Consider the following 13,460-nt stretch of genomic DNA (forward strand, 5'->3'; position numbering starts at 1 on the left):
CGGCTTTGGCGCGACCGCACCACAGAACAAGATGACGGCCTGGCATACGGATGCTGGCAGCACCAAGGCGATGGGCCAAAGTATTCATGAAGAAGTGCCTTCCAAGCATGCCAGGTTAAGGCCTGGGCAGCACGGGACGCTCATGCCATTCGTTTCGCATGCCCGACGCGCCGCCGCTTGCTGGCAGCACGCGAAATCGTATTCAGACGGCAGAGCCGCGCGCGTTCCCGCGATGGATGCAGCGGACGTGGTATTTGCAGGGGGATGAACGGTATGCGTTTCAAGAATATCTGCTATTCGGACAATAAAGCGGCCGAATTCAACGCAGTCACGTATGATGGATTCTGTCTCCTCCAACTCTCCTTGAATTGGATTTCAACCCGCTACCGCAAGGCTAGCGGGTTTTTTTTCGCGTAAAGGATGTTGATTCGTTGCTGGAAAAAAGCCGTGTCGGAAGAATCTTGGGCGCACCTCCTTGTACGTGCCAACAATGCGGCAGCCTGCGAGCAGGGCTCATCGCAAATGTGCGAGCTTACACGGAGCGGGAAAACATCCGTCATTCCTGCCTCGATGCTGCGGCATGACCACCGACACCCTGGCGAAACGCCCCCTTTCAAGCCTGCTGACTGCATGCCCGATATCGTCACGGAGGCGGCAGTGCCTGTGTGAAGGTTGCGCCTTGGATGCCATAGAGCGAGGCGGAACAGCTTGCGCGCGATAGTTGATGGGCACCAGGTGGTCGAGTAGGCCCGCTGCATCATCGCGCATGAGTCTGTAGAACTTCGGTGGAATCATGTACAACTCGTCGGGGTCAGCACAGTGGGGGACACGCTGCGGAAGCGGACAGACTGGATTTGACTTCGCCATCCAGTCTGGCGAGCTCCATGGTGGCCGTGTTTTCTTTGGTTTTGTGCTTAGTCCCCGCGACAAGTGCCCGAAAAATGAGGGCAGATCACAGCTCGCCGAGCGCGCCGCGATTAGCCTCGAAACTTGGCCCTATCAGTAGCTGGTGCACTTCGCCGCCGGGAACCATGTGTTCATGCGTGAACACATCCCACGACGTGAGGTGGTTTGCCATTCTGCGGTTGTAGCGCCTTGAATTCTTCTAAGCGGTTTGTGCGCTGACTGTTGTTCAAGGTGATATTCCACTGCGGCTGAATGGGTGCTGGTGACACTCAAGAAGCGCTGGCCATGGGCGACGCACCTGTTTGCCGGTCCCGCATAGGACAAGCGCCGACTGCTGGATGATGCAACGGTGTCGGCTGGTACATGACTCTGAGCGTCGCATCGATGTCTCTACCGACATAATGTACGTCGCCATGGGCGGCCTGCTGCTCAAGCGCTGAGTCGAGAAAAACTAGTTTTCAAACAGGTGTTAGCCGCGCACATGAAAATGCGCCAGTGCGAGGCCGGCGAACATGCCGATCCCTGCCGGCGCCAACACAAGAATCAGCGGATGCAGGGTGACCGGGATAACGAACGCCACGATGGTACTGCATGCGATCACCATTGCCATGGACGCAGACAGGGCGTACTTCTCCGGATTGTGCTGCAAAAACTCTTTGCTCTTGATGAGCCGCCGCATGGCCCCATCGAACACGGCGGCGAGAACGAAGACCAGCAGGCAGGGAAGCCACTGCGCAAATACGGAAAACCGATAAGTGGCGAGCGCGAACAGCGCATCGAGCGATCTGAAGTATTGATTGGCCGTCAGGCGTGTACTCACTTGTGCCATGTGCGTGGCAACCACGGTGTCGATTTGCCCCGACGCTTGCGCTGCAGTGAATGCACGGGGAATCAGTGATGCTTGCTGGCTTTCCTCGTGGAGATCGAGCATGCGTGACAGGATCTGTAATGCATGCTGGTGGCCCCACACATCGGTATTGAGGGCGTGTTCGATGCGCAGTTGGCTAAGAAAATGCGGCGGCGGATAGGCGGCCGGCAGATACAGGACCGCGATCAATACCACGACTAGGGACACGGCAGAAGCGATCCGAATGATCATTGCGGCCGCTCCTGCCTCTCGTCCCGGGAGGGGCGATCGTAATCCGGATCGAGCAGCGGGAAGCGGCCTTTGATCAAGCGCCCGCCGGACACCGATGCAAAATACTGCAGATTCGGTAGCTTGCCGAGGATGTCTGCGGGAACCGTTTCCTCGAAGCTCTCGGCGACCTGGGTTGAGTGGACAGAAGTGAAGTCGCCGAGATGGGCATCGGCCGCATGGTTCAACCCGACGCGCATCGTATGGATGGCCGTTTTGCCGAAGGTCTCGACAATAAAATCCTGGGTCGGGCGATCCTTGGAGCGCAACGCGATCACATTGTTGAGGTTGCCCAGTGCCATGCGTGCGGCGACTTCGCTGCCCAGCCTCCTGGCCAGGTCGGCTAACGTCTGCATCGCGCAAGTGGTCTGGATGCCCCCTTCCGCGCCCTTGTTGAGTATTTCGATTAAGGGCTGGTTGATCACGTTCGACACTTCATCGACGAACAGGGAAATGCGGCGGTAGCCGCCCAGGTTGTAGCGCATGCCGGCGCGCGCAGCCAAGTCTGCTAGGCCGAGCGCCCCGATGGCGGATGCAACCGACGGATCGGGCAGGGCATCCAGGCACATGTACAGCACATGGCCGGCACGCTCGATCTTTTCGAAATTCATCATCGGGCGCAGGTCATCGGCGTCGAAGGGATCCGGTGACAGGCTCTTGCCGAGATCGCCGGAAGTCAGCATCGACAGGATCGGCAGCAGGTTCGCGGTGATCTTCTGGTAATGCTCGCGGTTATGGCGGAAGGTGCGCACCTGCGAATCGATGACCTTGTTGCGCTGAACTTGCGGCACGTGGTGCTCGTAGAACGCAACGAAAGCGAGCAAGTCATTGCTGGCCGACTCGGACGGGCGCCGGATGGTGCCGCGTGCGGCGCTGTCCAGGAGGCGGCGCATCTCTGCGCACTCGCGCCATGACGGCCCCAGGGTGGCATCGAAGAAGCGCCGTAGCGACGCTTCCAGCACCGGGTCGATGCCGCCTTCAATGTAGCGGGTGAGCTTGACCAGATTCGGCCGGTCTTCGAGATCGACCAACCCCTGCACCACGACATTGATGGCGTCCCAGCCGAACGACGAGAATGCGCCAGCGGTGTCGGGCGGCATAATCGATTGGATGCGGGACGCAATTTCCGTCGGCTTTTGCCAGTTGAACGTGAAGTCCAGGCGGACCCCGGTTTCCGGGAACGCCGGGTGGAACCACTGGAAGGTATCGGGCGGGCGGTAGTCGTCGCAGGCACGTCGCACGATCCGCTGCAGGCGCTTGGAATTTTTCGGGTCGATGATCACGACCACGTCCTGACGCCGGATCGCTTGCGTGATGAGGTTGCCCAGCACCACACCCTTGCCCGCTTGCGTAGTGCCGACCAGGAGCGTCCCACCCTCGAAATTCTGCAATGGCCGGTAAAGCGCCTGTTCACACGGTTCGACGCCATGGATATACGGCAGGCCGATTTCAGCGTCCGGTTGCGGATGGACGGCATGGCCGCGCAGGCGCAGTAGCCACGGGGGCGCCAGGTAGTCGCGATAGTTGACCTTGGCCAATTCGTACAAGCGCTGCGAATGTACAGGTTGCCATACAAATCCGAACCCGAGGAATACCTGCGATAGGTCGGTCGTGAGGTCGGCAAGTCGCCCGGTGGTGATCATTTCCATCGCCTTACCGGACAATGCCGCACGGAGCGTCAGGACATGCATGGCTTGGTGCAGGCGAAGCAGAGCCATCGTCGTACATGCCACCACGAGCGGGATGCCCAGCAGAGTTGGCATCGTGTGCCGCAGTGTCATGACGGCATAGAACACCAGCGCACCCAGCCAAGCCGCGGCGGCAAACAATTCGTCCACCCGGCGCCAGGGCATTTCATAGCGGCGCACGAGCATCATCATTCCCGGGAAGTGTTGTCAGAATGGCATTTCCCGAGGGGCGTAGTCCGCAGATGTATTGCGGTGCAATCACGATGCCGGACATATTGGTCCCTCCGATTGCATGGCAAATAATCTTATTATTCCCCGGGGAATAAGGTGCCAGCATCGTCAAGTCGGACAATGCCCGGATGGCCGTAGCGGTGTCGAGTTGTCGGCGTTCCAGTTCGGCCAACGGGATGAACAGGCCCGTCGGGATGCTGCAGCATGCCGGCGCGCCGGGACCGTTGAGGGTTGCCACAATGTCTGTTAGCGCTGTGCGGAGTGATGGGTTCAGTCGCAACGGCCCTTGGAAACGGAAGGCAGGAGCAGCAGCGCTGCTCGCATGCGATCGCTCGGGGTTTTCAGGTGATGCAGTATCGGCTTCCGTAGGCGCAGTCGCGGGTGCCAGTGGTGGCTGGGGCCGGAGCACGTGCCCAGTCTGCTCCGCGGTAGGTGGATGGGCGCGTTGCCCATCCTCGCGGCCACGCCCGGTGGCGGCTGCGGACATGGCTGTCTTCGGGGCCGCCAGGGGGAAGGGCAATGGGACTGAGGCGCCGGCCAGGGGGGCCAACAGGGATGCGGATGACGTGAATCTGATGGCGTCGATGGGAGAGTTCGTCTCCGGTGGATAAATCGGCCACACCAGTTGCCCGGGCTCGCGTGCGGTAATCACGCCGGCGTCGCGTAGGATGTCGAGCATACTGGCCGCAGATTTCGGCATGCCGGGCAATCGATCGGCGTCGAGCAGGCTGATCACGTCCGCGGCCGCATGAGGCCAGACCAGATACAAGCCGTCCTGGCCATGCCAGACCCGCGATTTTTCGGTATTCGGTGTCCATGCGCGGTGACTGATGACCAGGCGATGCATCGCCTCGAGGATGAAACGGGCCAGGTGCGCTCCGGTTTGCCGCTTGCCGTCCCGGTCCGCATTGGCTTGCAAGTCACGCTCGATCACCAGGGCCGCAGCGTGCCGGACAAGCTGATCGAGCATGTTGTGTTCAGGGTAAATCGGCATGCCGCCGATGGAGGCGATCATGTGCGGGACCACGACTGTATTGCCTTGTGACAGGTGATGCAGTGTGTCGGTCGAGACGATATGGGGCAAGGCCAACACACCGAGCGTGCGCAGTTCCTGGGCATCCGGGAGCCAGCGCACGAAAAATCGCTCGCTGTGTTGCGCCCGCATCCAATCGGTCAAGGGGGCGAGATAGGCGGGCCATTCGTTGCCGCTGGCGTCGCATACGCGCAGGTGGCTCAGGGTGCGGTGCAATTCACTGCATAGGCCGGCAATGAACGTCGCCTGGCGCCAGCGTGGTTCGAGCTGGCGGCGGACCGTGATCGTGGCGCGCCCGGAAAATATCTGGCCATCAGTCGCTTGCAGTGCGTAAAACGCGACCTCCAGGCCAAGACGAAATAAGCCGCCTGCCCCGTGGAAGTAGTTGTCCGGCGTGGCTGGCAAGAGGTTGACGTAGCTGGCGTAGCGCCGCATGACCGTCATCAGATCGTCGGAAAACGTCTCGTCGTCGACGCCGTACGCCAGCTTAATGCGCCGGACCAGGCCGTTATGTGCCGCCAGCATATCGTCGACCGAATGCAGTGGGAAACCTGCAGCGGTCGGCGGAGTGGGGAATGGCCGGGGCGTCGCTGGCTGCGGCGCGCTGCCGGCGACGCCGGCATCCGAGCGGGGGCGGCGCCAGCCAGAAAAGAGCGAACCAAAGACCATGAGGCATCCAGTGCATGGAGATGGCTTCAGTCTGCACGGCAAGGATGGTGCGCCGCCAGCTAGATCTGGATGGTTGGGAGGGGGCTTTCGGTGTTAGCTGTGCTGCATGGGGGAATTGTGGAGGGAGTGAGCGGACATGCGCGAGCACTACGCCGCCGGATACTAACGCTTGTGGCGCCTCGATGCCGCATGGGCGACCATGCGGCGCGGGTGTCTCATGGCGGTCCCTTTGGGTTCACCGCGCGTCGGCATCGGCTGTACCGTTCGCAATGAACACTGCTAATAGACCGAAGTCGGACTGCAAAAGCGGGGGCGTGGAGCAGGGCGCAAACGAGGTTTGCACGCGCTTGTCACAGGAGTAGCGTTTCACGAGCTTGCAGAACGGGCAGGCGTGTTCGCAGCGTGCGCGCTCGCCGAGCGCGGCCAGGAAATGCGAATGACAGGATGGGCAGACGTTCAGGGAAAACTGCACGGTGCGTTGCGCCCACATGCCTTTCAAGTGGCAGACCAGGTCGAATGCACGGTCGAAGCTGATGCGCGCCGGCTGTGCGCATTGGCCGCGGTAAGTCTTGTAGGCACCAACGAGCGCATCGGCCGGTCCCACGCCCAGTGCCGACATCCGCTCGAAAATCGCGCAGAACACCGATGCCTCTACTTTTTCGATGAGGTTGGCCTGGTGGTACCACTCGGGAGACGCCGGTGGCCGGCCGCGCGGCGCCGAATGTGCATCGACGAAGAACAGGCGCACCAGATCCTGGTGCCCTAAGCCGGTAAGGTAGCTGATGGTCTTGATGCGCGCGCCCAATTCGGCACACGTCTTGGCGAGCGACAGCGACTTGATGTGCCGTTCGGCATACGAGGTTTCCATGATGGTTCTTTACCTCACGATCGGGACTGCGCGCCGCTCGGCGGGAGGCGCGAGCGGGCCTTGCGGTTCCGGCACATGCACCGTCGACAACGGTCGCAGTAAGCCGGGCGGTGCTTCGAGCATCTGCAGCAAGTCCTGGCGTAGCGTGAATACGCTTTCGTGGGCCAGGTTGGCGACGAATGCCTGGATTTTTTCCGGGGGGATGTCGGTGAGCTTGGTGGCCACTTCCGCACAGAGCTTGAACTTGTAGCAGGCGGCAACCGGATCGCGCCGAATGCTCGCTTGGATCGCAAGCAAAAAGCTCAGGTTGAGCAACTGGACATCGGAAAACTGCACGGCATTGGTCATAGTGGGATCTCCTGGTAAGCCTCGGGTGTGATGCAGGGTGTTCCTTACGGCCAATGACCTCATCAGGTTATTTGTTTCAAGAAACACTGCGGCCGTAAGGATACGCAAGTCGTGAATGATGCATGTTTGATAACCATCAAACGCGTATCAAAATGTTGCTATTATTGCCATATTCATGGGAGCGAAGGCGGCGCGTTTTGGGTGGCAAGCCCACGCTGCGGTGCCGGCATCGGTTCGGGCGTAGGACGAAAACGTGCCGGCATCCTGACCGGCACGTTTGCCTACGGCCGCCCGTTGGGGCAGCGCTTTATCGCGCGTCGACGATGTCCTGCCAGGCGCGCAGCGACAGTTCGCTCAACTTGCCGCCGAGCGCCTCGAACTCGGTGGCGCGGTCATAGTCGACCACTTCCTGCGCGTACCCGGTCACCGCATTGACCAGTCCATAGGCGGACAAGTCGCCTTGGGCGATCAGGTGGCGCAGTACGCCGTTGCGCTCGCCGTCATTGAGCGCATAGCGATTGGCCAGTACTTCCACGGAGCGCACCGGGTCCCCGCGCAACGGAATGCCCAGGGTTTGCTGCAAGCGCTGCGCGATGACGCGGAAGGTCGCCTCAGACACGGCTGCTTCCACCACGTCGCGCGTCTTCAGAAAAAATGCTTCGTCGTCTGCGCGCAGCGTGTCCTCCTTGAACACGGTCACCGATTCGTCCGGCGATGACTGTGTACGGCCGACATGAGTCTTGCGCAAACCGTGGTCGGGCGCGATCAGGCCGTTCTTGCATACCAGCCGATACAGCAGCGGCTGCACCGACAACGAGCCATAGCCGACTTCGGAGTTGATGACGACGACGCCGGCCTGCACGATATCGCCGGGTGCGATTTCGTAGCGCTGACTGGGCGTGACCACCTTCAAATACATGCGGGTGTCGGTCAGTTCGACCGATTCGACCCGCGCCTGCGGCAAGCGCAGCAGGATCGGCAGCACGCTTTCGGCCAGGTCGACATTGTCCAGCCGCCGGTAGCGATCCGACAGCACGGCGCGCACTTGGCCGTCGAGCGTGCGGATCAGGCGCCGGTCGGCACCGTCGCTCTGCAGCCAGGTGTTGATGTTACGGTCCAGCAGTGCCGGCTGCTCGGTTCGCATGCGCTCGAAATAGGCGTATGGTATCTTGAGTTTGTCGGCCAGCTGCCGGCGCGCCAGTTCCGTCACCGCGTAGTCGCGTGGGCCATCCGCTTCCGTGATGTGCAGCGTGCATACGCCGCCATCATCGGTCTGGTGCCGCATCAGAGAGGCGGGCACGATCATGTCTTTCTTGGCAATGAGCTGGCGCTGCAGTTCGGTAGCCAGCTCAACCAGGGAACGTCCTGTTTTCATAGCAGTCTCCAATCGATGAAGCGAGGACGACCATCCCGCAGCGGGAATGCGTATCCCCGCTGGGTGAAAAAAGCGACCGCAAGGTCGCGTTCAGGCGTGGCATGCACCACGCGTGCTACCTGCGCCACCGTACTGGCAAGCATGCCCAATCCGGCGGCTGCAGTCGGCCAGCGCAGCCTTTACTGCTGCGCGCAGTGTGCGCGGGCAAGGCGCGTGAACCAGACATCGGCCCAGTCGTCGCCCGCGCGTAGCGGGATATAGACGCCAACCTGGCGTGCTCCCGTCTGCTTTTCTTCTTTCTTCAGGCGGCGCGCGAGGATGAATGCCGAGGCCTGTCCGTCGTATTGCGCATCGGCGTCGTTATCTGCATAAATGCCGATGCGGCGCACCGTCGGCGGTATCCACAAGTTCTCCAGGTTGCCTGCGCTAATTGCTGCCCACACAGGCTTGCCGGTACGACAGTGCACCGCCAGCGCCGTTTCGATCCCTTCGGTCACCGCCAACTCGTCGGTGGCGTCGCACAACCGCACCGCGGCCCCCTGAATGCCGCCGCTGAGGATTTTTTTGGACTGGCGGCCGCACGCCTTGTCGCCGTCATGCAGGTAGGTCCGGTGCAGTGCCACGGCACGTCCCTGGGCATCCTGGATGCAGGCGAGCATCGCCGGGTAGTCGCACACCTTCTTCGACTTGCCCGATACCGGGTCCTTTTCGTAGTAGCCCAGGCTCGGGTGGTAGCGCAACGTGGTCGGATACTCGGGCAGACGCAGGCCGCGCTTGCCCAGGTAGCGGTCGACTTCATCACCGGTGCGCACCGGGTGCGCTTCGTCCCAGAGGCATTGCACGAGCTTATTCAGCCTGGCTGCCGAGGCATTTCTCCGCAAGGGTGGCGGTGCGGCGATCTCGGTGCCGACGCATGCCTCAACGCGCCGCAGCGTGGTCGCGAAGTCCCACCCCAGGCAGGCTTGCAAGAGCTTCAAGCCCCCTCCCGGCCCGCAATGACGGCAGTGGTAATTGCCTTCGCCGTATTTGTCGGTGTATTGGAAGCGGTCCGTGCCGCCGCAACGCGGACAGGGCTGGTTGCGCCGGTTCAAGATCGCTTCATCGACACCAAGCATGCGCAGTAGGTCGGTCCAGCGCCCATGTGCGCGGCGCTTTACGTGATCGACACGCACATCGACGTCGTCTTGTCTCATACCGCCTCCCATGCCTGCGGCGTTTGCCCGATAGATGCGGGTGAATGGTCGTCCGCGCGCCTGCGGGTGATACCGGTGCCCAAACGCACCGTCACTAACGCGCCTGCAGCCATCGCATACGATGCTGCTAATGAACAACAGGATGTCGACATCATTGCCTCCAAAAAAAAAGCGGGGGCAACGGATGTCCGCTAGGGACGCGATGTCCCACGCGGGTGGTCAATGGCCGGGTAATACCGGCACTCAATGGACTGGCTTATGATGCGCCGCGGCATGAACCGCGCCGACGGGATGCCAGCTACCGTCGAAGAATCCTTTGGGGGCGAACGACAGGCAGTCAATCGCCTCGAAAGGGCTTTCGACAGCGGCGCGGCAGGTGCGCCGCAATATCGATGGGGCTGGCCAGAGACGTGCAGGGCTAGCTGCTGCTGATGGTGCACTGTAGTCATCGCCAGCGGCGCCTGTCAATGGACGCACCAGCGAAAAGCCCCGGCCAGTCTGGCGCTGGTCCCGATAGCCCCGGCAAGAACCCGTCATTTAGGGTGGTGTGGGCAGTGGGGAAGGGCGATCATCAGCGTACCGGCCGTCAGCCGTGGAGGGAGGACAGTGGCGAACGACGCAATGATCAAGTGGGACCAGAGCGGCATCAATGCCAGAATCCTGGCGAAGGAGGTGAAGGCGGATTTCCGGCGGGTGGAGGCGGCCAGCCGGAAAATCCCGACCGCCTTCTATAGTCCGGAGGCCAAGCGATTGTTCGTGCGCTGCTTTAACAGCCTGCAACTGAACGCGCATTTCATCTCGGTCATCGCACGCACGCGGCTGCCGCACGCCGCTGTCGAAACAGTCGAAGCGCAGCTGCAGCAGCACCTCGACAGACTGGCGGCCGAGCTGGACAAGGCAATTCAGGGTGCGGAGGCACTATGCATTGCCCATGGCATCACCAGCCTGGCCAGCTATGACACTGCACCGCTGGCCATCGAGGTCAAGGTCATCTCGACGTTCGGGCGCCGCTACCTGGAATTGCTGACCCGGGTCGACCAACTGATGCCGATGCTGGAGACGCTGGCGATTGACGGCGTGATCGGCTTGCGCGAACTGGACCGGCGCAAGGCACAGTTCAAGCGGGCCGTGCGCCAGGCCGCCGGCATGGCGCGCAATGTGAAGGGCGGACTGCAGCGCAGAATGAATGCCCAGGCCAATCAACAAGCAGGGAAGCGGGCCGAACCAAACGCCGTGCAGGCACCCGCGGAAAGCGCCCTGGAACCGGAGGGCCAACAAGAAAACCTTGCCCCTTGAACGGCACCGTCGGCAGTAGTAAAAGAACGCTGCAGTCGCAAGCCGGCGCATGATGTCGCCGTCGGGCGCGTCATGCCCGTTGTTCATGCCATATATGTGCGGCAGCCAGACCCGGGCCGCTCGCAAAAGGCCAAGTTCGAGCTCGCCACTGATGGCGCCACCTTGACGTTGATAGAGAGCATAGGGCATCCCCGGTGGCATGCAGGCGGGCCTGAGGACGATGGCGAACGGCCATCCATTTCCTGAGCCGGCTCGGCGGTGGCGGTTCGAACCGTCATGTCCTGACAGGGGGCGAACATACCTACCGCCAACGATTGGGCGCAGCAGCAATGGGACAATGCCGAACTGGGTGACAAGCGCCGCCCCCGACGGGCCGTGGACAGGCAACTGCTGTAGTTCTTATGCCACCTGCGCCAGGTTGATCCGGCCAGCATGACGGTGTATCAGCTCTGGCGCGCATGGCATGATGCGTCTCCGCGCGTCGAAGGTTACCTGCTAACCCAAGGATGTGAGGAATGACACGTCCTGAAGGACGAGGCGTGCTGCGCACGGGGTTAATGCCTGCGCCACCTGTGCTGTGCGCCAGACTGTGCAGTGGATGCTATCTGCACATCCACGATGCAATTTTCCCAATCGGGAATGGTCGGGGACTTTCCGGTCGTGCTGGCGTTTCTGTTTTCAAAAGCCATTGGTTAAGACGATGACCTTAGCCAGTTCGAGTTCTAATTTGATTTATGTCCGTCTTCAGAGTGAATTTGTTTCTGTTAAGATGCATTTTAGGACAAGCAAAGGGAGCACGGATGTCAAAGAAAACTCGGAAGTCAACCGCGGTGGAACCCGATGGATTCATCAACGTTCCAGTGACTCAGGCCACGCGCGCCGGCCTGCATGAGTTGAAGGAAGCGATGGGCGCAGCCAGCCAGGCCGAGGTTATCGAGCGCGCCGTCCAAATTCTGTTGGCCATTCAAAAAGCTGCGCGTGCCTAGTGAGAGGGGCGCTTCGGAGGACAAACCGCGCCGTCATTCTGAACGACCCGAGGGAAAAATGCGCCATGCTCTGACTTGGCCTGTGCGCAAGGGGAGCGGTACGCGGTACTAACGCGTGACTGATGGTGCAGCCACCTGGTGGTGCACGGTGTTTTGTGTTCCCATTTCTGGTTTGTCAGTGCGAGCCGCAGCGAAGCGGGCGCCGATCCTTGCGGCAGCCGCGATGCATTTCCTGTCCCCTAATCGCCCGGGCTTTTTTGACGTCCTTACCGGCCTAAAGCCGGGGATTCCTGCTGCCAGATGGCGACGTCCCGCCACGAGAATGTTCTTGGCAGCGTTGGCATCACGGTCGTGAAGTGTGCCGCATCCCGTGCAAGCCCATTCTCTTATTCCAAGGCCTGCGATACCTTTCGGCCTCGAATCGGGTAAGCAGCCACCAGACGAGCAGGTTTGGGTGGAAAACACTTCGTTGCCGCCCTCGAACGATATGCCGGCCGCCATCGACTTGTACTGAAGCATTGTTCGGAACGACGACCAGTCCGCATCCAAGACGGATTTAGCCATCTTGGTTTTGGCCAGACCCGCCATGTTCACGTTGCCAACGAAGATCGCACCATGCTCGGACCCGAGTCGGGTGCTGAGTTTGTGCAGAACGTCTTTCTTGCGATGTCCCATCTGAGCATGCATCGCCTTGACGCGGTCTTTCTTGTTTGCCTGCTGTGCAACAGTGAGCCCCTGCTGCCCACGGCGATCGATGCGCTGCGCTTCAAACTTTTCACCGAGGGACAGCGCAGCGAAGTCTTTCGGGCCCCCGACCCATCTCGACCGAGGTTGTTCCCGCTGATTTGGGTTTCTCAACTTCCACACACATTGGCGTACCACGGGCCTCGTGCATCCTGACTGAAGTTGCCCGACCTTAGCTGGTAACCACCAAGGCCATCGCTGTCCCAGACACTGAAGAACTGGCCCGCGTAGCGCAGTTACCCGTTCCTGTACGTGACTGCACCTGCCTTGAATGGAATCCAGCCGAGCGACTTTCGCGCGCCGCGAGATATACGCCAGCGTAGCTTGGCCTTCCTGAACTGCTTGCGGCGGGTGACGTATGCCTCGGTGCCACCCTGCACGGTTTGGCTGTGCACCGTCAATCCTTCCTTGCAGGCACCCAGCGTGTATTTGGCAATGTCATCGGCGCTAAAGAATAGCCCTGTGCGCTGCGTATGTGTGACGCACCGTTCATTGACGTCATTCCCAATCATGTTGCACTCACATGCCATCGCGTCGAGCGACTTGGCATGTTTATCTTTGATCTGGACTCGCAGCGTTTTCATGCCACCATGATCGTTAGCCAATGAAGCAAAACAACGTCATCCGGCGCGGCAGGCACTGCGTATGCGCACCGCATGTGCCTTTGGTCTTAAAGGTGTGTCGAGTCGCGTGATTCACACGAAGAACTATCCGAGACTGCGCAAGAACCTCCGGGAAAGCGTACTGTGGTCGCCTCCTACGTTGCCGGCCGTTGTGGCGGCACGCCGATCACAGTGCTGCGTCGATACTTTGAATAGCAAAGGGCGTCGGATTAGCAATGCCAGGACGGCGTTGCCGTCCTGGCGCTACATCCCTGCCCTGAAGGGCGAAGCTTTGCGCGAAAATCACTGATAAAAATGGTTGGCGTCGAATGCGGCCCCGCAAACCGACATCATGGTCGCGCCGGTGGATGCATGCTGTCGCATGG

General features: G+C 60.8%; 12 protein-coding genes. 2 read left to right on the plus strand and 10 right to left on the minus strand.

Annotated features, from left to right (window positions below; genetic code table 11):
* Positions 1-952: 952 nt before the first annotated feature.
* From TSA66_RS28010 to TSA66_RS13815, 8 genes are all read right to left on the minus strand, one after another.
* Positions 953-1,078 (minus strand): hypothetical protein, encoded by a 126-nt coding sequence (locus TSA66_RS28010; RefSeq protein ID WP_269748386.1) that lies wholly within the window; start codon positions 1,076-1,078, stop codon positions 953-955.
* 297 nt (positions 1,079-1,375) lie between these two features.
* The gene (locus TSA66_RS13785; RefSeq protein ID WP_052452328.1) at positions 1,376-2,005 is read right to left on the minus strand and encodes a DUF4400 domain-containing protein; all 630 of its coding nucleotides are present in this window, start codon (positions 2,003-2,005) and stop codon (positions 1,376-1,378) included.
* Complete coding sequence (traD, locus tag TSA66_RS13790) at positions 2,002-3,915, minus strand: conjugative transfer system coupling protein TraD (RefSeq protein WP_040042598.1); 1,914 nt, start codon at positions 3,913-3,915, stop codon at positions 2,002-2,004. The genes TSA66_RS13785 and traD overlap by 4 nt, the downstream gene beginning before the upstream one ends.
* Positions 3,896-5,662, minus strand: coding sequence for a MobH family relaxase (gene mobH, locus TSA66_RS13795; RefSeq protein ID WP_052452329.1), 1,767 nt, complete (start codon positions 5,660-5,662; stop codon positions 3,896-3,898). The genes traD and mobH overlap by 20 nt, the downstream gene beginning before the upstream one ends.
* Positions 5,663-5,897: 235 nt before the next feature.
* Positions 5,898-6,530: a FlhC family transcriptional regulator gene (locus TSA66_RS13800; RefSeq protein WP_052452330.1), complete on the minus strand. Its 633-nt coding sequence runs from the start codon at positions 6,528-6,530 to the stop codon at positions 5,898-5,900.
* Positions 6,531-6,539: 9 nt separating this feature from the next.
* Positions 6,540-6,878 carry a flagellar transcriptional regulator FlhD gene (locus TSA66_RS13805; RefSeq protein ID WP_040040449.1) on the minus strand — a complete coding sequence of 113 codons (339 nt, stop codon included), beginning with the start codon at positions 6,876-6,878 and terminating at the stop codon, positions 6,540-6,542.
* Between the two features lie 307 nt (positions 6,879-7,185).
* On the minus strand, positions 7,186-8,253 hold the full coding sequence (locus TSA66_RS13810; protein ID WP_040040450.1) for a DUF932 domain-containing protein: 1,068 nt from the start codon (positions 8,251-8,253) through the stop codon (positions 7,186-7,188).
* A 179-nt stretch (positions 8,254-8,432) separates the two neighbouring features.
* On the minus strand, positions 8,433-9,446 hold the full coding sequence (locus tag TSA66_RS13815; RefSeq protein ID WP_040040451.1) for a DUF7146 domain-containing protein: 1,014 nt from the start codon (positions 9,444-9,446) through the stop codon (positions 8,433-8,435).
* 606 nt (positions 9,447-10,052) lie between these two features.
* Between TSA66_RS13815 and TSA66_RS13820 the strand changes: the two genes are divergently transcribed.
* The gene (locus TSA66_RS13820) at positions 10,053-10,742 is read left to right on the plus strand and encodes an AcaB family transcriptional regulator (RefSeq protein WP_157691694.1); all 690 of its coding nucleotides are present in this window, start codon (positions 10,053-10,055) and stop codon (positions 10,740-10,742) included.
* An 800-nt stretch (positions 10,743-11,542) separates the two neighbouring features.
* Positions 11,543-11,728 carry a hypothetical protein gene (locus TSA66_RS13825; protein WP_040040452.1) on the plus strand — a complete coding sequence of 62 codons (186 nt, stop codon included), beginning with the start codon at positions 11,543-11,545 and terminating at the stop codon, positions 11,726-11,728.
* A gap of 108 nt (positions 11,729-11,836) precedes the next feature.
* On the opposite strand, the gene TSA66_RS27325 is transcribed toward TSA66_RS13825, so the two are convergent.
* Together TSA66_RS27325 and TSA66_RS27330 are read right to left on the minus strand one after the other, a co-directional pair.
* Complete coding sequence (locus TSA66_RS27325) at positions 11,837-12,586, minus strand: RNA-guided endonuclease InsQ/TnpB family protein (protein ID WP_198358806.1); 750 nt, start codon at positions 12,584-12,586, stop codon at positions 11,837-11,839.
* A 122-nt stretch (positions 12,587-12,708) separates the two neighbouring features.
* Positions 12,709-13,056 carry a hypothetical protein gene (locus tag TSA66_RS27330; RefSeq protein WP_198358808.1) on the minus strand — a complete coding sequence of 116 codons (348 nt, stop codon included), beginning with the start codon at positions 13,054-13,056 and terminating at the stop codon, positions 12,709-12,711.
* Between the last annotated feature and the right edge of the window lie 404 nt (positions 13,057-13,460).

This window comes from Noviherbaspirillum autotrophicum (assembly GCF_000818395.1).
GTDB lineage: Bacteria > Pseudomonadota > Gammaproteobacteria > Burkholderiales > Burkholderiaceae_D > Noviherbaspirillum > Noviherbaspirillum autotrophicum.

What these genes read in the sequence shown, in the direction of transcription:
- TSA66_RS13825 (WP_040040452.1), top strand. Translation starts at nt 11,543, where the DNA reads ATGTCAAAGAAAACTCGGAAGTCAACCGCGGTGGAACCCGATGGATTC.
- TSA66_RS13815 (WP_040040451.1), bottom strand. Translation starts at nt 9,446, where the DNA reads ATGAGACAAGACGACGTCGATGTGCGTGTCGATCACGTAAAGCGCCGC.
- mobH (WP_052452329.1), bottom strand. Translation starts at nt 5,662, where the DNA reads ATGGTCTTTGGTTCGCTCTTTTCTGGCTGGCGCCGCCCCCGCTCGGAT.
- TSA66_RS27330 (WP_198358808.1), bottom strand. Translation starts at nt 13,056, where the DNA reads ATGAAAACGCTGCGAGTCCAGATCAAAGATAAACATGCCAAGTCGCTC.
- TSA66_RS13785 (WP_052452328.1), bottom strand. Translation starts at nt 2,005, where the DNA reads ATGATCATTCGGATCGCTTCTGCCGTGTCCCTAGTCGTGGTATTGATC.
- traD (WP_040042598.1), bottom strand. Translation starts at nt 3,915, where the DNA reads ATGCTCGTGCGCCGCTATGAAATGCCCTGGCGCCGGGTGGACGAATTG.
- TSA66_RS13800 (WP_052452330.1), bottom strand. Translation starts at nt 6,530, where the DNA reads ATGGAAACCTCGTATGCCGAACGGCACATCAAGTCGCTGTCGCTCGCC.
- TSA66_RS28010 (WP_269748386.1), bottom strand. Translation starts at nt 1,078, where the DNA reads ATGGCAAACCACCTCACGTCGTGGGATGTGTTCACGCATGAACACATG.
- TSA66_RS13805 (WP_040040449.1), bottom strand. Translation starts at nt 6,878, where the DNA reads ATGACCAATGCCGTGCAGTTTTCCGATGTCCAGTTGCTCAACCTGAGC.
- TSA66_RS13810 (WP_040040450.1), bottom strand. Translation starts at nt 8,253, where the DNA reads ATGAAAACAGGACGTTCCCTGGTTGAGCTGGCTACCGAACTGCAGCGC.